This window comes from Rubrivirga aquatilis (assembly GCF_046845665.1).
Taxonomy (GTDB): domain Bacteria; phylum Bacteroidota; class Rhodothermia; order Rhodothermales; family Rubricoccaceae; genus Rubrivirga.
The window spans coordinates 3145095-3162638 of the sequence record NZ_CP177355.1; the positions used below are offsets into that span (position 1 = coordinate 3145095).

General features: G+C 71.2%; 16 protein-coding genes. 4 read left to right on the forward strand and 12 right to left on the reverse strand.

Features of this window, described 5'->3' with window-relative positions:
• Positions 1–60 precede the first annotated feature (60 nt).
• Both ACLII4_RS13895 and ACLII4_RS13900 read left to right on the forward strand, forming a co-directional pair.
• Positions 61–849 (forward strand): MBL fold metallo-hydrolase, encoded by a 789-nt coding sequence (locus tag ACLII4_RS13895; protein ID WP_412067999.1) that lies wholly within the window; start codon positions 61–63, stop codon positions 847–849.
• Between the two features lie 68 nt (positions 850–917).
• Positions 918–1370, forward strand: coding sequence for a hypothetical protein (locus tag ACLII4_RS13900; RefSeq protein ID WP_412068000.1), 453 nt, complete (start codon positions 918–920; stop codon positions 1368–1370).
• Here the strand turns inward: ACLII4_RS13900 and ACLII4_RS13905 are convergent.
• The 5 genes from ACLII4_RS13905 to ACLII4_RS13925 all read right to left on the reverse strand — a co-directional run bounded on the left by ACLII4_RS13905 (position 1357) and on the right by ACLII4_RS13925 (position 6326).
• Positions 1357–1998: an NUDIX hydrolase gene (locus ACLII4_RS13905; RefSeq protein WP_412068001.1), complete on the reverse strand. Its 642-nt coding sequence runs from the start codon at positions 1996–1998 to the stop codon at positions 1357–1359. The two genes, ACLII4_RS13900 and ACLII4_RS13905, sit on opposite strands and share 14 nt — an antisense overlap.
• A 36-nt stretch (positions 1999–2034) precedes the next feature.
• A complete protein-coding gene (locus ACLII4_RS13910; protein ID WP_412068002.1) occupies positions 2035–3099 on the reverse strand; it encodes a hypothetical protein in 1065 nt (354 codons plus the stop codon).
• Positions 3100–3198: 99 nt separating this feature from the next.
• Positions 3199–4143 (reverse strand): hypothetical protein, encoded by a 945-nt coding sequence (locus tag ACLII4_RS13915; protein ID WP_412068003.1) that lies wholly within the window; start codon positions 4141–4143, stop codon positions 3199–3201.
• A gap of 240 nt (positions 4144–4383) precedes the next feature.
• A complete protein-coding gene (locus ACLII4_RS13920) occupies positions 4384–5421 on the reverse strand; it encodes a hypothetical protein (RefSeq protein ID WP_412068004.1) in 1038 nt (345 codons plus the stop codon).
• Between the two features lie 125 nt (positions 5422–5546).
• Positions 5547–6326 (reverse strand): SDR family NAD(P)-dependent oxidoreductase, encoded by a 780-nt coding sequence (locus ACLII4_RS13925; RefSeq protein WP_412068005.1) that lies wholly within the window; start codon positions 6324–6326, stop codon positions 5547–5549.
• Positions 6327–6864: 538 nt separating this feature from the next.
• Here ACLII4_RS13925 and ACLII4_RS13930 point away from each other — a divergent pair.
• Positions 6865–7272, forward strand: a complete 408-nt coding sequence (locus tag ACLII4_RS13930; RefSeq protein WP_412068006.1) for a hypothetical protein — start codon at positions 6865–6867, stop codon at positions 7270–7272.
• A 17-nt stretch (positions 7273–7289) separates the two neighbouring features.
• Here the strand turns inward: ACLII4_RS13930 and ACLII4_RS13935 are convergent, their stop codons facing one another.
• The 7 genes from ACLII4_RS13935 to cysD form a co-directional block, all read right to left on the reverse strand.
• Complete coding sequence (locus ACLII4_RS13935; protein ID WP_412068007.1) at positions 7290–7712, reverse strand: hypothetical protein; 423 nt, start codon at positions 7710–7712, stop codon at positions 7290–7292.
• Entirely contained in the window at positions 7709–8557 is an 849-nt protein-coding gene (locus ACLII4_RS13940; RefSeq protein WP_412068008.1) for a 3-hydroxybutyryl-CoA dehydrogenase, read from the reverse strand. Before ACLII4_RS13940 ends, ACLII4_RS13935 begins: the two co-directional genes overlap by 4 nt.
• 94 nt (positions 8558–8651) lie before the next feature.
• Positions 8652–9824, reverse strand: coding sequence for a thiolase family protein (locus tag ACLII4_RS13945; RefSeq protein WP_412068009.1), 1173 nt, complete (start codon positions 9822–9824; stop codon positions 8652–8654).
• Positions 9825–10130: 306 nt separating this feature from the next.
• Positions 10131–11018, reverse strand: a complete 888-nt coding sequence (gene rfbD / locus ACLII4_RS13950) for a dTDP-4-dehydrorhamnose reductase (RefSeq protein ID WP_412068010.1) — start codon at positions 11016–11018, stop codon at positions 10131–10133.
• Positions 11015–11581 (reverse strand): dTDP-4-dehydrorhamnose 3,5-epimerase, encoded by a 567-nt coding sequence (rfbC, locus tag ACLII4_RS13955; protein ID WP_412068011.1) that lies wholly within the window; start codon positions 11579–11581, stop codon positions 11015–11017. The genes rfbD and rfbC overlap by 4 nt, the downstream gene beginning before the upstream one ends.
• Before the next feature lie 42 nt (positions 11582–11623).
• A complete protein-coding gene (gene cysN / locus ACLII4_RS13960; RefSeq protein WP_412068012.1) occupies positions 11624–13585 on the reverse strand; it encodes a sulfate adenylyltransferase subunit CysN in 1962 nt (653 codons plus the stop codon).
• A gap of 86 nt (positions 13586–13671) precedes the next feature.
• Positions 13672–14586, reverse strand: a complete 915-nt coding sequence (cysD, locus tag ACLII4_RS13965) for a sulfate adenylyltransferase subunit CysD (protein WP_412068013.1) — start codon at positions 14584–14586, stop codon at positions 13672–13674.
• 222 nt (positions 14587–14808) lie between these two features.
• Here cysD and ACLII4_RS13970 point away from each other — a divergent pair, with 222 nt between their 5' ends.
• Entirely contained in the window at positions 14809–17544 is a 2736-nt protein-coding gene (locus ACLII4_RS13970; RefSeq protein ID WP_412068014.1) for a TonB-dependent receptor domain-containing protein, read from the forward strand.

Consider the following 17544-nt stretch of genomic DNA (forward strand, 5'->3'; position numbering starts at 1 on the left):
GGTACGGCGCCCGTCCTCACCCCGCTCCATCGCCCCCCTCACCCCCTCTCGGATCCCCCTTTGACCTACGGCGACCTCGACATCCACGCGCTGCCCGAAGGGCGCTTCACGGTCGGCCTCGACAAGCGGTTCGTGCCGCACGCTGAGGGCGGCCCGGCGCGGCCGGGGACGCTGTTCATCTCGGTGACGCCCTTCCTCGTCCGCACGCCGGAAGCGACGCTCTTGATCGACACCGGCCTCGGGACGTGGGCAGAGGGCCGGGGGACGGAGTTCCTGCTCGACGGGCTGGCTTCGCGCGGCGTCACGCCCGAGGCCGTCGACCGGGTGATTCTGTCGCACCTCCACTTCGATCACTCGGGCGGCGCCGTCTCGCCCGTCGGCGGCGACTGGCGGCCGACGTTCCCGAACGCCGACTACGTCGTCCAGCGGGCCGAGTTGACCGCTGACGGGTATGCGGGCGAGTCGGGCCGGGCGCGCGACATCGTGGCCGAGACGCTCGACCGCGAGGGCCAGCTCGCCCTCGTCGACGGCGACGCCGAGGTCGGCCGCGTCGCGCTGACGGTGACCGGTGGCCACACGGGCGCGCACCAGGCGGTCCGGGTCCGGTCCGGCGCGCTCCAGGCCTTGTTCGGGGGCGACGTGCTGGGGACGCCGAGCCAGGTCACGCGGCGCTTCCAGGCGAAGTACGACGTCGACGGCGCCGCGTCGCAAGCGTGGCGCGACCGGCTGGCGACCGAGGCGGCCGACGAGGGCCACCTGCTGCTGTTCTACCACTCCACCGACGCGCCGGCCGCGTTCGTCGATCTCGGAGCGCGGGGCGAGCGGCGCGTGGAGCCGGTCCAGCTCTAGGCGAGCAGAATGGCCCTGCCCGCGCGTTCGTCGCGCCCCTAGATTTCCTCACCCCTCTGACGATCGCCATGCGCCCGCTCTTGCTCTCCGCCCTGTTCGTCTCAATAATGGCACTCGGCGCTTGCGACTCCGACCCCACCGAGGAGCCGCCGCCGCCGCCGCCAGAGGAACTGGTCCCCGTCGTGTTTGAGTACCGCGTGGACGCGCCGCAGGACATCTCAGACTTTGGGATTCGGTACACGGGCGAGGACGGCGAGGAGGTGGTCGTCCCCACGGCGCCGCCGTTCGCGTTCCCGTTCGTCGAGATCCTCGACCCGCTGCCAGTTGAAGTTCGCGGGCCCTACTCGGTCCGCGTCTTTGGGTTCATCCAGTCGGGAGGTGTCACGGCCCGCGTCCGAGCGTTCCGCGACGGGCTCCTGGTCGGCACCACGCAGGTGACCTCGGTCGGCGACGCGAACGGGGCCGTCGACATCCGGGCCACCATCACCATCGGCCCCGACGGCGAGATCATCGAGGGTTGATCGACGCGACGACGGCGGCGACTTCAGCCAGCATCATCGCTGTGGCGCCCCAGACCTCGTGGCCCGCGAGCGCGAAGTAGGGCACGTCGAACCGGCCGAGCGGGGCGTCGCGCATCGCCTGCCGACGCGCGCCCGGCGTGAACAAGTCCGCCAGCGCCACGTCGAGCACGGCCGTCACCTCGGTCTCCTGCGCCACGAACGGCGGCCGGGTGTCGACGGCCGCGACGATGGGCCACACCGAGAACCGGGAGGGCGGAATGAACAGCGGCGTCAGCCGCCCCAGCACCGTTACCGCGTCGGGGGCGACGCCGACCTCCTCGAAGGCCTCGCGCCGGGCCGCGTCTTCCGGCGTCTCGCCCGCTTCGATCCGCCCCCCGGGCAGCGACACCTGGCCCGCGTGCGTTCGCATGCCGCCGTGGCGGACCGTGAGCACGAAGCGCGCCTCGCCAGCGTCGCCGGGGTAGAGCAGCACGAGCGTGGCCGCCGGTGCCCCCTCGTTGCGCTCGACGGAGAGCGTCTCGACGGTCGCCCGCGCCAGGAAGGGCGCCATCTCGGCGTGCGCGGCGTGGCCGGGGAGCGGCTGCCGCAAGCGGGACGCCAGCGGCGCGAGCAAGACGTCATATCGCATGGGGCCCCAACGCCCCGCTGGCGGGCGGTGCTCCCGCTACTCTGCGGGCGCGATCCAGTACACCGACATCGGGTCATAGCTGCTGTTCCGGCCAGCCATGCGCCGGGGCGACAGGTAGGTGCTGCGCGGTTGGTGACCCATGGCGCTCCGCGGGTGCGGCACGAAGGCGCCGTCCGCCCCTTCGATGTGCATGGTCCGGAACGGCCCGGCCTCGGTCGAGAACACGATCTCGTAGTCGCCAGGCATGACGTCGCCGATCTCCCACCGCGCCGCGTTCACGACGGCGCGCCCAAACCCGTGTCTGGTGTCGCGCGTCCCCGCGTCGAAGAGGTCGTACTCGATGGGACCCCACCCGTGCGTCGTGTTGATAAAGCCATGGCCCCAGGCGACCTCCTGGCCGCCGCGACGGATCGAGATCTCGCTGTTCGCCGTCACCCCCTCCACCTCGTCCGGGCCGACCCAGGCGTGGAAGTGCATGAGGTACTCCGGGCGCTCCGTCTCGTGCTCGAAGTACGCGTGCGTGCGCCACGGACCGTCGAGCACCATCGTCGGGGCCGGGTCGAACGGGTCGCCGCTCTGGATGACCCGTGCGGAGAAGGGGACCGTCCCGATCACCTCGCCGCGCAGTTCGATGTCGAACGAGTAGCTGCCGCCGTCTTCGAGAGCGCCTCGCCACTCCGGCCCTCCCGATGTGTTGACGACGATGAAGGCGTCGGAGCCGGCGAACCCGCCATGCGTGATCGTCTGCCGCGCGACGGTGCCTCCCCCCTGGCGCCGGACGACGTAGTGTCCGATCTCGTCGTAGGCGGAGATGCTGGAGGGCGGGAAGATGATCTGGTCGTCGCCACGGGGCCCGCCGCCGGTCGCGCTCGACGAGTTAAAGTAGAACGTCCCCCGAGCCGGGTAGAAGCGCGTGGACAAGAGCCGCGCGTAGTCTACCCGCGCGTTCAACGTGGCGGTCGGGGTCGGGACGGCGTCCGAGATGGCGGCGCGGGCGCGGTTGGCCAAGCCTCGGAGTTGGGCGTCGGCCGTGGGGGCGCTCGCGAGCAGGAGCGCGACGAGCAAAGCGAGAGAGGCGAGTCGGCCGGGCGAGATGCGCATGGCTCGGAGGGGAGTGTGGGTCTCCCTCCGAGATTCCACCGCGCCCGGGGTCACGGTCTCGCGACCGGTTGCAGGTTGTGGCTCGCGGGCCCCCGCCAACTACTCCTCAGGTGCGATCCAGTAGACGGAGTACGCGTCGTCGAAGTGGTCGCCCCGCATCCGACGCGGCGTGAGGTAGAGACCGCGCGGCTGGTAATCGAGCGCGCTCCGCGCGTGCGGCACGAACGCCCCGGCAGCGCCGTCGATGGTCATCGTCCGAAACGGGCCCGTCTCGCCAGAGAACACGACCTGGTAGGGCCCCGGCGTCACGTCCTCGATGGTCCAGTTGAACGGGTTGACCGCTGACCGGCCAAAGCGCCGCTCCGGGTCGCGGCTCTCGGCTTTGAGCAGGCGCATCTCGACCGGGCCCCAGCCATACGAGGTGTTCGCCCGGCCATGCCCGAAAGCGACCTCATCCCCGCCCCGCTGGATCGACACCTCGATCGGCCCGTCCTCCGGCAGTTCGCCGGGCCCCACCCAGGCGTTGAGGTGCATGTGGTAGTCCGGCCGATCCGTCTTGTGCTGGAAGTACGCGTGTGTGCGCCACGGACCTTCCAGCGTGTGCGTCGTCCCGGGCTCGAAGGGGTCGCCGCTCTCGGCGACGGCGACGGTAAACGGGACGAGCCCGACGACCAGGTCGTTGACGACGACGCTGAGTTGGTACGTGCCCCCGTCTTCGAGCGCGCCGTCCCAGCGCGAGCTGGCGAACGTGCCCATCGTCGCAAACACGGACGACTCGGTGAGCGTGACGGTGCCGAGCCGGTGGCCGCCGATGAACACGCCCTCGGCATCGTTGACGAGGTAGTAGCCCGAGACCCCGTCGATGTCGTCGGGCGGAAAGATCAAGACGTCGTCGCCCTCGGGGCTCCAGTTGGACTGCCCGAACAGGAACTGTCCGGTCTCGGGGAAGAACCGGGTGTTGAGCAGCCGGGCGTAGTCGATGGCCGGCTGGGCGGCGGTCGCCGTGGCAAGCAGGAGGAGGAGAACGGCGGAGAGGGCGCGCATGGCAACCGGGGCAAGGGCGCCTGATAAGTACGGCGTGCGGCCTAACCGGTGGCTACGGCACGTCGGGGCACGCGGCGTCCGCCCCGCCCACGACGCCCGTTCACACTCCCATCGGTGCACGGCCGGAGCAGGCGTGTGCCGGACCTGGCTGCAAGGCCGCCTGGGACATCGCCCGGCTCGACGCGGCGCCCCGACGGTCACCGTCCGCCGGGAGCCACATGCCGACATGCCTTCGGGGAGTTAGAGCGACTCCGGCCCGACCCAGTCCAAGCGATGGGCCCGTCTCAGCAACTGCCCGGCAATCCGGCGCGGGGTGAGGTAGTGCGAGCGAGGCTCCACGTCGACAGCGCTACGCGGATGCGGAACGAAGGCGCCGTCGCCCCCCTCCACGGTCATCGTCCGAAAGACGCCGTCCGGGGTCGAGAGCACGATCTCGTAGGGCCCGGGCGTCACGTCTTGGACCGTCCAGTTCGGGGCGGTCGCCGTGTGCTGCCCGAACTCGTCGGCGCGCGCCTCAGGCGTGTAGAGCCAGTACTCGGCCCGGGCCCACCCGTCGGAGGAGCCGTCCGCGGAGCCGGCGCCCCAGGCGACCTCGCGGCCGTCGCGGCGGATCGAGACCTCGGTGGTGCGCTGCCCTTGCGGCTCGTCGCGATGCAGCCAGGCGTTGAACGTCAGGGAGCCGTCCGGCTCTTCGATCTCGTGCTCGAAATAGGCGTGCGTGCGCCACGGCCCCTCGACGCGCGTGGCCGTGCCCGGCGCAAAGGGGTCGCCGCTGTCCTGACGGGTCGCCGTAAAGGGGAGGGCGCCCACGATTCCGCCGCCGTAGACGACCTCTAGCGTGTAGGCCCCGCTGGCGGGGATCGGCGCGGTGGCGCCGGTCCCCTTGAGCCGAACGATCGCGGGCGTGCCGGTCTCGCGGGCGTAGCGAAGGTTCGCGCTCCAGATCACGTCCCCTGTCGCGTCGAGCAGTTGGTAGCGCCCGCCGACATCTGACGGATCGAGGCCGGCGTTGGGGAAGAGCAGGAAGTAGTCCTTGGGATCTCCGAGGCGGATCTCGGAGCGCTCGGCCAGGATGTAGGTGTCGAGCAGGGAGCCGAAGTCGAGCGCGGGGGCCGGGCCGGTGCGCGACGGGTTCGGAGCCGTGCCCTCGGCCCCGTCGCGGACGTCGGAGACGGCCTCACGGGCGCGGTTGAGCAGACGGCCGACCTGGGCGTCCGGAATGGGCGCGGAGGCCACCAAAACGGCGGTCAGGAGGAACAGGCTGGACAGCGAGCGCATGGCGGGAGGAGGATGGAGTGTCCTCCCTCCGGAAAAAGGACCCCGCAGGAGTCACCGCTCGTCGGGTGCCACCTGGCTCCCCCTCGGATGGCCTGCTGCCCCGAACCCTGCGCGCCCAGTGCGGACTACGCCCGATGCGCGTCGTCACCCCGTGCGATCATCGTGTAGCCCGACTGCACGCGCGGCGTCAGCAGGAGCTCTTGCACGTTGACCCGCTCCGGGGCGTGCGCGCAGTACACGACCGCGTCGGCCACGTCCTCCGCCGTCAGTGCGACGGTGTCCGAGTAGACGGCGTCGGCGCGAGCAGTGTCGCCGTCGAAGCGGACCAGCGAAAAGTCGGTCTCGACGATCCCGGGCGAGACGGCCGAGACGCGGAGCGGCGTCCCGTGGAGGTCCACTTTGAGCCCGTCGCTCAGCGCGAGGACGGCATGCTTCGTGGCGCAGTACACCACGCCGTTGGCGTAGACGGTGTGGCCGGCCGTCGACCCGATCGGGATAACGTGGCCACGGCCACGCGCCAGCATCCCCGGCACGATCGCGCGGATCCCGTTGACGACCCCCTTGACGTTCGTGTCGATCATCGCGTCGACCTCGGCCGGCGGGTTTTCCCAGAGGGGCCCGAAGCCCTTGGCCAGCCCGGCGTTGAGGACGGCCACGTCGATGGCGGCCCAGTCGTCGGGCAGGTCGCGGACGGCGCGCTGGTGGGCGTCGGGGTCCGTCACATCGAGGACGAGCGGGAGCGCGGTCCCCGCACCGAGCGCGTCGTTGAGGTCGGCGGCCAGGCTCTGGAGGGCGTCGGCGGAACGGGCGGCGAGGATGACACGGTCGCCCTTGGCGGCGAAGGCGCGGGCGCACGCGGCGCCGATTCCGTTCGAGGCGCCGGTGATAAAGACGGTGTGGGACATGGGGGCGAGGGAGCGTCCGCGAGCAACCCGGGCCCCGCCGTCCAAGATCCCACCGGCCGTCGTGACCCCGATCCGCACCATTCGCGGAGGTGAGGGTGCCCGCCTTCGAGCCCGCCGCCGGCTGCTCGTCGGGCCCCTGTTCTCCTGCCCTGCCCACGCCTACTCGCCATGCCCCGACCTCTCCTGCTGGTCTCCGTCGCCACGCTGCTCGCGCTGGCCGCGTCGTCCGGCGTCCCTGCCGCCGGGCCTAGTCTGCCCCCGTGCCGATGATGTCGGCGACCCACACCGTCACCATCACCTACAGCTCGCGGAGCGCAACCATCCGCCTGGAGCCGAGGCGTGGGGCCCGGGCCCCCTGGCGCGGCGACGTAAAGGAGGGCGCCCCCTACTCGTGCGAGGCTGCCCGCTGGACGACGTCCCAGTTTTCGCAGATGGAGGACGGGGTGTACGAGGCCACCGCTCATCTCCCCGAGCCCGGTCCGCTGGGCTGCTGACCGAGGACCGCTCGCCTCGCATGTGGGGGGAGCAATGCTCGCAGGTGAGCCAAGGCACCGACGACGAGGACACACCAAAGGGGCCCGTCCCCGACCTGCCCGACCCCGATCAGCCGAAGCCGGACCAGCCGGAGCCGGATGCCCCCGAACCCGAGCCCCGGGACCCGGAGGACGGGGGGCTGCGCAACGGCATCGTCGATCCGCATTCCGACACGACCTACAACCCGTCCACAGAGGAAGCCGACGACGACAGCGAGGACCCGAAACCGAAGGAACCCGATCCCGGGGAGGACACCGGCGGCGACGATGACGACCAAGACCAAGGCTGCTGGGGGGCCGCAGACTGCCATGGCCTCTACAATCCGTGGACATGCGTCTGCACCGAGCGCGTCGAGGACCAGTGGACCGGCTCGCCCTCGACCGATGGGGCGAGCACCCAGATCAGCTTCTGAGGACGCACCGTACGGCCCTACCGTCCTGCGAGCAGCAGCAGACCCACCCCGCAGGCCACGAGGCCCGTCCACTGGCGCGGCGTCAGCGCCTCGCCGTAGGCCAGAACGCCCACGACCAGCAGCACGACGGCCACCGCCACGTTGACGCCCAGGCTGGCGGTCGACAACGGCCACCCGGCGCGGTACGCAAGCAGGAAGCCCGCCTCGATGACGAGCGCGCCGAGACCAATGCCCAGCCCCGGACGCCACGAGTCGCGGAGGGTCTCCGCGACGGGCGAGCCCAGGGCCACCACGGCGCCTAGGCACGCCAACAGACCGACCGCGTACGCCAGCCCGATCACCACGAACGGCGCAGCCGTCTCCGGCACGGCCTTCTGCGCGAGGTGATACGCGACCGCTCCCGCCAGCGCGAGCACAAGTGGGAGCGGGCTCGCGGTCACGAGCTGTAGTCGTAGAAGCCCAGGCCCGACTTGCGGCCGAGCCGCCCGGCGGCCACCATCATCCGGAGCAGCGGGCACGGGCGATACTTGTCCTCGCCCAGCTCGCGGTGGAGCACCTCCAGGATGGCGAGGCAGACGTCGAGGCCAATAAAGTCCGCCAGGGTGAGCGGGCCCATCGGGTGCGCCATGCCCAGCTTCATCACCGTGTCGACGGCCTCGGCGGTCGCCACGCCCTCGTGGACGCAGAAGATGGCCTCGTTGATCATCGGCATCAGCACACGGTTCGACACGAACCCGGCCGCGTCGTTGACCTCGACGGGCACCTTGCCCAGCCCCTCGGACAGCTCGCGGATGGTCTCGTACGTCGCGTCGCTTGTCGCCAGCCCGCGGACAACCTCGACCAGCTTCATCACCGGGACCGGGTTGAAAAAATGCATCCCGACGACTTGCTCCGGGCGCTGCGTGGCCCCGGCGATCTGGGTGATCGAGATCGACGACGTGTTGGACGCCAGGATCGCCGACTCCGGGGCGTGGTCGTCGATCTGCTCGAAGATCTTGGCCTTCAGCGTCGCGTCTTCCGTCGCGGCCTCCACGACCAAGTCCGCTTGAGCGACGCCGTGGGCGAGGTCGGTCTGGGTGGCGATCCGGCCCAGCGTCGCCGCCTGATCGTCGGCGGTGATCCGCTCCTTGGCGACCTGGCGGCCGAGGTTTTTGTCGATGGTGCCCAGCGCCGCGTCGAGACGGGACTGGTCGAGGTCGACGAGCGTGACGGCGTGGCCGGACTGGGCGAACACGTGGGCGATGCCGTTGCCCATGGTGCCGGCGCCGATGACGGTGACGTTCATGTCTGAGGGGAAGGGTGATGAGGGAAGGGGCAAAGGGAGTCTCAACGATGCAGGAAGAGCCAGCCCCTTGCCGCTTGGCCCATCCCCCCTTGGCCTATCCCCGTTCCAAAATGATCGCCGTGGCCTCGCCACCGCCGATGCAGATGGCCGCGAGGCCCCGCTTGGCGTCGGTCTCGACCATCGCGTGGAGGAGGGTCGTCAGGATGCGGGCACCGCTCGCGCCGATGGGGTGGCCGACGGCGACCGAGCCGCCGCGCACGTTGAGCTTCTCCGTCGGGATGCCGAGCGCGTCCTGCGCCGCCAGCGCCACGACGGCGAAGGCCTCGTTGACCTCGAACAGGTCGATGTCGTCGAGCCCGAGCCCGGCCTTCGCGAGCACCTTGTTGACCGCCTCGATGGGCGCCGTCGTGAACTCCATCGGCGCCTGGCTGTGCTGCGCCGAGGCCACGATCCGCGCCATCGGCGTCTTGCCGTTCGCCTCGGCCCACGCCTCGGAGGCGACGACGAGCGCCGCCGCGCCGTCGTTGATCGAGCTGGCATTCGCGGCCGTGACGGTGCCCTCCTTGGTGAAGACGGCGCGGAGCGTCGGGATCTTGTCGAAGTTGGTCTTGGCCGGCTCCTCGTCGGTGTCGACGATGGTGTCGCCCCGGCGGCCCGGGACGGTCACCGGGACGATCTCCTGGGCGAAGGCGCCGTTCTCGACCGAGGCCTGGGCGCGCGTGTAGCTCTCGATCGAGAACGCGTCCTGCCGATCGCGCGGGACGTTGCAGGTCACCCCGCAGGCGTCGGCGGCGACGCCCATCGCCACGCCGTCGTACGCGTCGCGCAGGCCGTCGTGGAACAGGCCGTCGATGACCTCGCCGTTGCCGTAGCCGTAGCCGTAGCGGGCCTTCGGGAGGTAGAACGGCGCTTGCGACATGTTCTCCATGCCGCCGGCCACGATCACCTCAGCGTCGCCGGCACGGATGGCCTGGTCCGCCAGCATCACGGCCTTCATGCCGCTGCCGCAGACCTTGTTGATGGTCATGCACGCGACGCTCTGCGGGAGGTCGGCGGCAAGCGCGGCCTGGCGGGCGGGCGCCTGCCCCTCGCCGGCCGTCACCACGTTGCCCAGGATGACTTCGTCCACTTGGTCCTTGGCGACACCGGCGCGGTCCAGCGCGCCGGAGATGGCGGTGGCGCCCAGCTGAGGGGCAGAGACGGTCGAGAGCGCGCCGCCGAAGGACCCGACGGGCGTGCGGGCGGCGGAAAGGATAACGGAGGCCATGGAGCAGGTCGGTTGGAAGCGTTTCCGAAGCTATCCGAGCCCGCCCTCGGGGGCGTTGACCAGGGGTGAAAATGTAGGTGCGCAGGGCGTTGCCCCCCATCGCCTACGCGTCGGAGACCGAGGAGTCCCGCTCTGCACCAGCGGCCGGTCCTCCTGCCACCCCTCCGCCCCGGCCCAGCCGCCCGTTCGAACCGATCCTGCGGCACGCGTGGGGGCGCAAGCCCCGAGTCGACGGCTTAGACTGGCCGTGTCGGAGAGACCGACGTCGTGGCCGCATACCGCTCGTAGCTGAGCGCTCTCACAGGCTCATGACGCCGTCCCCTTCAGTGGAGGCGACGACCATCGCTGGAGGAGCGGTGGGATCGCATCTCGCCAGTCGACCGGCGCCATGCCCAGCGCCTCGAGCGAGGCGGTCATGTCGAGCTCCACGCGCCGAGGGCGAGGGGCGACGGCGCCGTACGCCTCGGTCGTGACCGGATCGACGGGGACCTGCGGACACAGCCCGGCCGCGCTCGCGGCCTCGACCAGTTCTGTCGCGAGGTCGTGCCACGTCACGAGCGGGGCGCCGGCCACCTGCAGGATGTCCGGGAGGGCGTCCACGCGCGAAGCGGCGGCGAGGGCGGCCTGCGCCACGTACCCGGCGGGCGTCGGGTGGCCCCACTGATCGGCGACGACACGCAAGCGAGGCGCGGTCCCGGCCAGGCGCAGGATCGTGGAGGCGAAGTTGCCCGGGGCGGCGCTGAACACCCAGGCCGTGCGGAGCACGACGGCCGGACCGCCGGCCGCAAGCGCCGCCGCCTCCCCTCGGGCCTTGCTGGCGCCATAGACGTTCACCGGCGAGACCGAATCGCCCGGGCGGTACGCCGCCTCGCGCGCCCCGTCGAACACGTAGTCCGTGGACAGCGCCACCAGCCCCACGCCGCACTCGGCGCAGGCCTCCGCCAGGTTCGCGGTCCCCGTGCCGTTGACCGCCATCGCCCGCTCGGGCTCGGCCTGGGCGCGATCGACGGCCGTGTAAGCGGCCGCGTGGATGACCGTATCCGGCGCGTGCTCGCGGACGGCGGCGCGGACGGCCTTCGCGTCGGTCACGTCGAGGTGCCGGCGGTCGAGCCCGATCACGGTCACGTCGGGCGGCGCGAGCCGCAGGATCTCGCGGCCCACCTGTCCCCCTGCACCGGTGACGAGGACGGTCATCGGAACGGGGCGTCGGGCAGGTCGCCCGCCGCCAGCGAGGCCAGCATCGGCAGCGCGCGGTCTTTCTCGGAGACGATGGCCTGAGCGGGGTCCACCGGCCAGTCGACGCCCAGCGCCGGGTCGTCCCAGTGGACGCCGCCCTCATCGCCCGGCCGGTAGCCCGCGGTGCAGCGGTAGAGCACGTCGGCGGACTCGGAGGCCACGGCGAAGCCGTGGGCGAATCCGGGAGGCACCCAGAGCTGGCGGCGGTTCTCGCCCGTCAGCTCGACGCCCTCCCACTGCCCAAACGTGGGCGACCCGGCGCGCAGATCCAGCACGACGTCGTAGATGGCGCCGCGCACGACCTCGACCAGCTTGCCCTGAGGCTGGCGCCGCTGAAAGTGGAGCCCGCGGACGACGCCCTGGCGCGAGCGGCTGTGGTTGTCCTGCACCCACGGCCCCGGCATCCCGGCCTGGGCGTAGCGGTCGGCGTGGAAGCGCTCCAGGAAGAAGCCTCGCTCGTCCTCGAACGCGCGAGGCTCGACGAGCAGAACGCCGGGGAGCGAGGTGTCGTGGACGGTCATGGGGTCAGATCGATGGGCTGGCGGAGATCCGAACGGGGCGGCTCAGAGGATCCCGGCGTCGGCAAGCGTCGCGATCACCGCCTCCGCAGCCTCCTCAACCGTCATCGACGCCGTGTCGACGCGCAACTCCGGGGACTCGGGCGCCTCGTAGGGCGCGGAGACGCCGGTCAAGTTCGTGATCTCGCCCGCGTCCGCTTTCGCGTAGATCCCCTTCGGGTCGCGCGCGCGCGCCGTCGCCACGTCCACGTCCACGTGCACTTCCACGAACCGGCCGTCGCCGACGAGCGACCGGACGGCGTCCCGGTCAACGCGGTACGGCGAGACGAACGTGCACAGCGTCACGGCGCCGCTCTCCATGAACAGCCGGGCGACGTGGCCCACGCGGCGGACGTTCTCGCGGCGGTCGGCCGGGCTGAACCCGAGGTCGCCGTTGAGCCCGTGGCGCACCTGATCCCCGTCGAGCAGCATCGTCTTGACGCCGCGCTCGAACAGCCGGCGCTCGACCGCCCTCGCGACCGTCGTCTTGCCCGCGCCCGAGAGCCCGGTCAGCCAGACGACGGCGCCCCGATGGCCCTGCGCCGCCTCGCGGTCCGCGCGCGGGATGTTGAGCGGTTCCCAAACGACATCCGGCGAGATCGGGCCCCCGTCTGCCTCCGCCCGCGCGCCCACGTCGTCGGCCCGCCGCGCCTCGCTCCGGATCATCCCCGCCGCGACCGTCGCGTTCGAATACGGGTCGATCAGGACGAACGCGCCGGTCGGCTTCGTCTGGCGGTACGGGTCGAAAAAGAGCGGCGCGGCCGTCGTGACGCGGATGCGGCCGATGTCGTTGAGGCCGAGTGTCGTCGCGTCCTCCCGGTGCAGCGTGTCCACGTCGACGCGGTAGACCACGTGGTCGACGAAGGCCTTGACCTCGCGCGTCGTGTGCCGCAGGAGGTAGTGGCGGTCCGCCTGGAGCGGCTCGTCGGCCATCCAGCACACCATGGCCTCAATCTCGGTCGAGACCGTCGGCAGGTTCTTGGGGCGCACCAGCATGTCGCCGCGGCTCACGTCGATCTCGTCGGCGAGCGTGATCACCACGGCCTCGCCCGCACGGGCCTCGTCGAGGTCGCCGTCGAACGTCGTCACGGTCTCGACCGTCGAGCGCGTGCCGGCGGGCAGCGCCAGCACTTCCTCGCCGGGCCGAATCGTGCCGGACGCGACGGTGCCCGCGAACCCTCGGAAGCTCTGATCGGGCCGGATGACGGTCTGGACCGGGAACCGGAAGTCGCGCAGGTTGCGGTCGCCGACGACGGAGACGCGCTCGAGGTGGTGGAGCATCGTCGGGCCCTGGTACCACTCCATGACCTCGCTCCGGTCGACCACGTTGTCGCCCTTGAGCGCGGAGACCGGGATGAACTCGATGTCGCCCAGGGCGAGCTTGGCCGCGAACGCCTCGAACTCGGCCCGGATGGCGTCAAAGACCGACTCGTCGTAGCCGACCAGGTCCATCTTGTTGACGGCCACCACCACGTGCGGGATGCCAAGCAGCGACGCGATAAACGCGTGGCGCTTGGACTGGGTCTGGACGCCCCGCTTGGCGTCGATCAGGATCACCGCCAAGTTTGCCGTGCTGGCGCCCGTCACCATGTTGCGGGTGTACTGGACGTGGCCCGGCGTGTCGGCGATGATGAACTTGCGCCGGGGCGTCGCGAAGTAGCGGTACGCCACGTCGATGGTGATCCCCTGCTCGCGCTCGGCGCGCAGGCCGTCGGTCAGGAGCGCCAGGTTCGGGACCCCATCGTCGTCCATTCCGCGGTCCTTCGAGGCCTCGGCGACGGCTTCGAGTTGGTCCTCGAAGATCGACTTCGAGTCGTAGAGCAGCCGCCCGATCAGGGTGCTCTTGCCGTCGTCGACGGACCCGGCCGTCGTGAACCGCAGGAGGTCCATGTCGAGGTAGGCCTCCTGGCTTGCGAGATCGTGGCCGGGGGAGTCGTTCTGCGAGGCCATGCCGTCGGGGGTCGTCATCGTGAAGGGGATGGGGGGGCTAGGGACTGGGGGCACTCGGTCAGAGGCGGATAGCGTTCCCCACACCCCAACCCCCAGCCCTCCGCTTAGAAGTAGCCCTGCTTTTTGCGGTCCTCCATGGCCGCCTCGGATCGCTTGTCGTCGTGGCGCCCGCCGCGCTCGGTCTGCCGTGCAGCGGCCACCTCGCCGATGATCTCGGGGAGCGTGCTCGCGGTGCTCTCGACGGCGCCCGTGCACGTCGCGTCGCCGATGGTGCGGAACCGGACCGTCCGGCGCCCGACGGTCTCGTGGGCTTGGGGGATCACGAAGTCGGTGACTGCGAGCAGCGTGCCGTGGCGGTCGAAGACCTCGCGGTCATGCGCGAAGTAGAGGTGCGGGATCTCGACCTCCTCAAGGGCGATGTACTGCCAGACGTCCATCTCCGTCCAGTTGCTCAGCGGGAACACCCGGAAGGTCTCGCCCACGTTCTTGTGGCCGTTGTACAAGTCCCAGAGCTCCGGGCGCTGGTTCTTCGGGTCCCACTGGCCGAACCGATCGCGATGGGAGAAGAAGCGCTCCTTGGCGCGCGCCTTTTCCTCGTCGCGGCGGCCGCCGCCGAAGGCCGCGTCGTAGCGGTGCTCCGCCAGCGCGTCGAGGAGGGGCACGATCTGCAGCCCATTGCGGCTGGCCTCGGGTCCGGTCTCCTCCACCACGCGGCCCCGGTCGATGGCGTCCTGTACCGACGCGACCTCCAGCCGGACACCCAGCTCGGCGACCATCTTGTCGCGGAAGGCGATCGTCTCCGGGAAGTTGTGCCCCGTGTCGACGTGCAGGAGAGGGAAAGGGATCGGGGCCGGGTGGAACGCCTTGCGGGCAAGGTGCACCATCAGGATCGAGTCCTTGCCGCCCGAGAAGAGCAGCACCGGGCGCTCGAACTGGGCCGCGACCTCCCGCATGACATGGATGGCCTCGGCTTCGAGTGTGCGGAGGTGCGACGTGCGCGGGGCGCGATCTCTGGCCATCGGTCCTGTCCGTTCGCGGGGGGCGTCAAGCTAGCGGAGGACCGCTCGCTCACCGGGGCCTCCCTAGAGACTTGATGCGCCCTGCTCCGGGGAGGGCTCGCACCGCCCGACGCGTTCGCATATTGACGAGGCAATGAACCCGCGAAGCCGCCCGTCCGCGGGACGCCGCTCGGTGTGCCCAGTTTCTTGCGACCGCCCCGCACCTTTCCCACGTCTTGCCCCATGCTTCGCGTTTGTCTGACGGTCTTGGTCGCCGTCCTGTGTTCCTCTTCCGCGTCTGGGCAAGTGTTGGTGCGCGGAGAAACCGTCGACATGGTCACGAAGGCCCCGATGCCCGCCGTGTCGGTGCTGCTGGTCCGCGCCAGCGACAGCCTGCGCGTCGGCGTCGCGACCGGCGCCGACGGCGCCTTCTCGCTCGACCTCCCGCCCGGCGCGTACCGGCTCCGCGCGTCGTTCGTGGGCTACCAGACGCTCGAACGCGAGCTCGACGTGGGCCGCCAGCCGCTCGACCTCGGCCCGCTCGCGCTCCGGCCCGACACCACCCGGCTCGCGGACACCGTCGTCGAGGCGGTCGAGACGCGCGTGGAGATCCGGGGCGACACGACGGCCTTCAACGCCAGCGCCTACGGGGTCAACGCCGACGCGACGGCGGCCGACTTGGTCCGCCGCTTGCCCGGGATGACGCGGGCGAACGGGGCCATCGAGGCGAACGGCGAGACCGTCCAGCGCGTGTTGGTCGACGGCAAAGAATTCTTCGGCGACGACCCGGACCAGGCGCTGAGGGCGCTCCCCGCCGACGCCGTCAAAGAGGTCCAGGTGTACGACAAAGCCAGCGACCAGGAGGAGCTGACCGGGTTCGACGACGGCCAGGAAGAGACGACCATCAACGTGGTGACCAAGCCCGAGCGGCGGCGGAGCTTGTTCGGCACGGCCCGCGCCGGCGCCGGGAGCGACGGCCGCTACGTGTCCGACCTGACCGCCAACCGCTTCGACGGCGACCGGCGCGCGACGCTGACCCTCAAGAGCGACAACGTCGATTACCTCTCGGCCATGGCCATCCGAGGCGAGGACGGGCCGCCGGCCTTCGTCGAGATCGGAGGGGACGCCATCTCCCAGACGGCCTCGGCCTCGTTCAACCTCAACGACTCGTGGGGCGACTGGGCAGACGTCAGCGCGACGTACCAACTCAACGCCCGTGACGCCGTCACCGACACCGATCTGGCCCGCGACTACCTCTTCGCGGACGCCGCTGGCCAGCGCTACACCGAGGCCGTCGACGCCGAAAACGCGTCGCTCCGCCACCGGCTCTCGGGGCGCGCCGAGATCACGCTGTCCGACCGAACCGAGCTCCGCGTGTCCCCCAGCCTCCGGTTCGCGGCCACGGAGGCGGACCGGCTGCTCAACGCCCGCACCGACCTCGCTGGCGGCACGCTCTTGAGCCGCTCCTCGACGGCGAGCACCAGCGCCGGATCCGAGCGCGACGCCTCGCTCCGCGCGACGCTCGGCCACAAGTTCCAGACCGAGGGCCGGGCCGTCTCGTTCGAGATGCGCGCGGTGTCGGGCCGCGACGCCGACGACAGCGAGCAGGTCATCGAGCGGGTGTTCCGCCGGCTCGACGCGACGGACGCCGACTCCAGCGACGCGTTCGCCCGCCTTCTCGAGGGCAACGAGTCGGACCGCGAGCTCCGGGGGGAAGTGGCCTTTTCCGAGCCCCTGGGCGACGACTACCAACTCCACATCGGCTACCGCCCCTCGCTGGCGGTCCGGGCCGACGACCAAGTCGGGCTCCGGGAGGGCGCGTTCGGCGAGTCGGCGCCCGACGCGTCAGTCACGTCGTTCGCGGATCGGCGGCGGACCACGCACTCCGCGTTCGCCGGCGTCCAGCGCCGGTCGGAGCGGCTCACGGCCACGGTCGGGGTCGAGGTGGAACACGAGCGGCTGGCGTTTGAGGAGACAGGGCCGCTGCCGTATCGCGTCGATCAGTCCGCGACGTCGCTGCTGCCGACTGCGCGTGTCGAATGGACCGTGAGCGAGCGGTCGTCGGTCAACCTCCGGTATTCGGCGTCGACCTCGACCCCGAGCGCCCGCCAGCTGCGGGACATCGTCGACGACTCCAACCCGTTTCGCCTGAGCAGCGGCAACCCCGACCTCCGGCCCTCCCGGACGCACGCCGCAACCGTCCGCGTGCGGACGGCGGACCCGGCGGCAGGCACCTCGCTGGCGGTGTCGGCGGTCCTTCGCCTCACCGAAGACGCGTTCCGGCAGGCGATCGTCGCGGCCGGCGCCGAGCCCCGGGTCGTCCGGGGCCTCACGCTCCAGCCGGGCGCCCAGTTCAGCGCGCCGGTCAACCTCGACGGGTCGCTCAGCAGCTACGTGTCCGCCTCGCACGGCCGGCCGGTCGCGGCGCTCGGCAGCAACCTCAACACGCGAGCGTTTGTCTCCTACACCCGGACGCCGCGCCTGCTCGACGACGTCCGCTCGACGGGCGAGACGCTGCGCGCCAGCGCGACGACCGTGCTCGCGACGACGGACAGCGAGCGGCTCGACGCGACCGTCTCGTACGGATTCAATGGGCGCGCCGTGCTGTCCGACGACGCCGCCCCCCTCTCGCTCGCGCACCACGCTGGGATGACGGCCGACTGGCGCCCTGGCTCCGGCCTCGTCCTGCGCGCCGTCGTCTCCGCTGGGTACGACCCCGACCGCGTGCGCGACCCGCTGGCGACGCGCCTCGACCTCGGCCTCGGGTTCACCTTCCTCGCCCATGACGACGCGCAGCTCCGGCTGACGGTGACCGACGTACTCGACCAGCGGCAGACCGTTCGGCGACACGTGACCGACCTCTACGTCGAAGAGAGCGAGACGGCGACGCTGGGCCGATTCGCCCTGCTGAGCCTGAGCTACACGTTGCGGCCGACGAGTGCTCGCAGCCCCGTTGCGTCGCCGGGAGTCACGCGATGA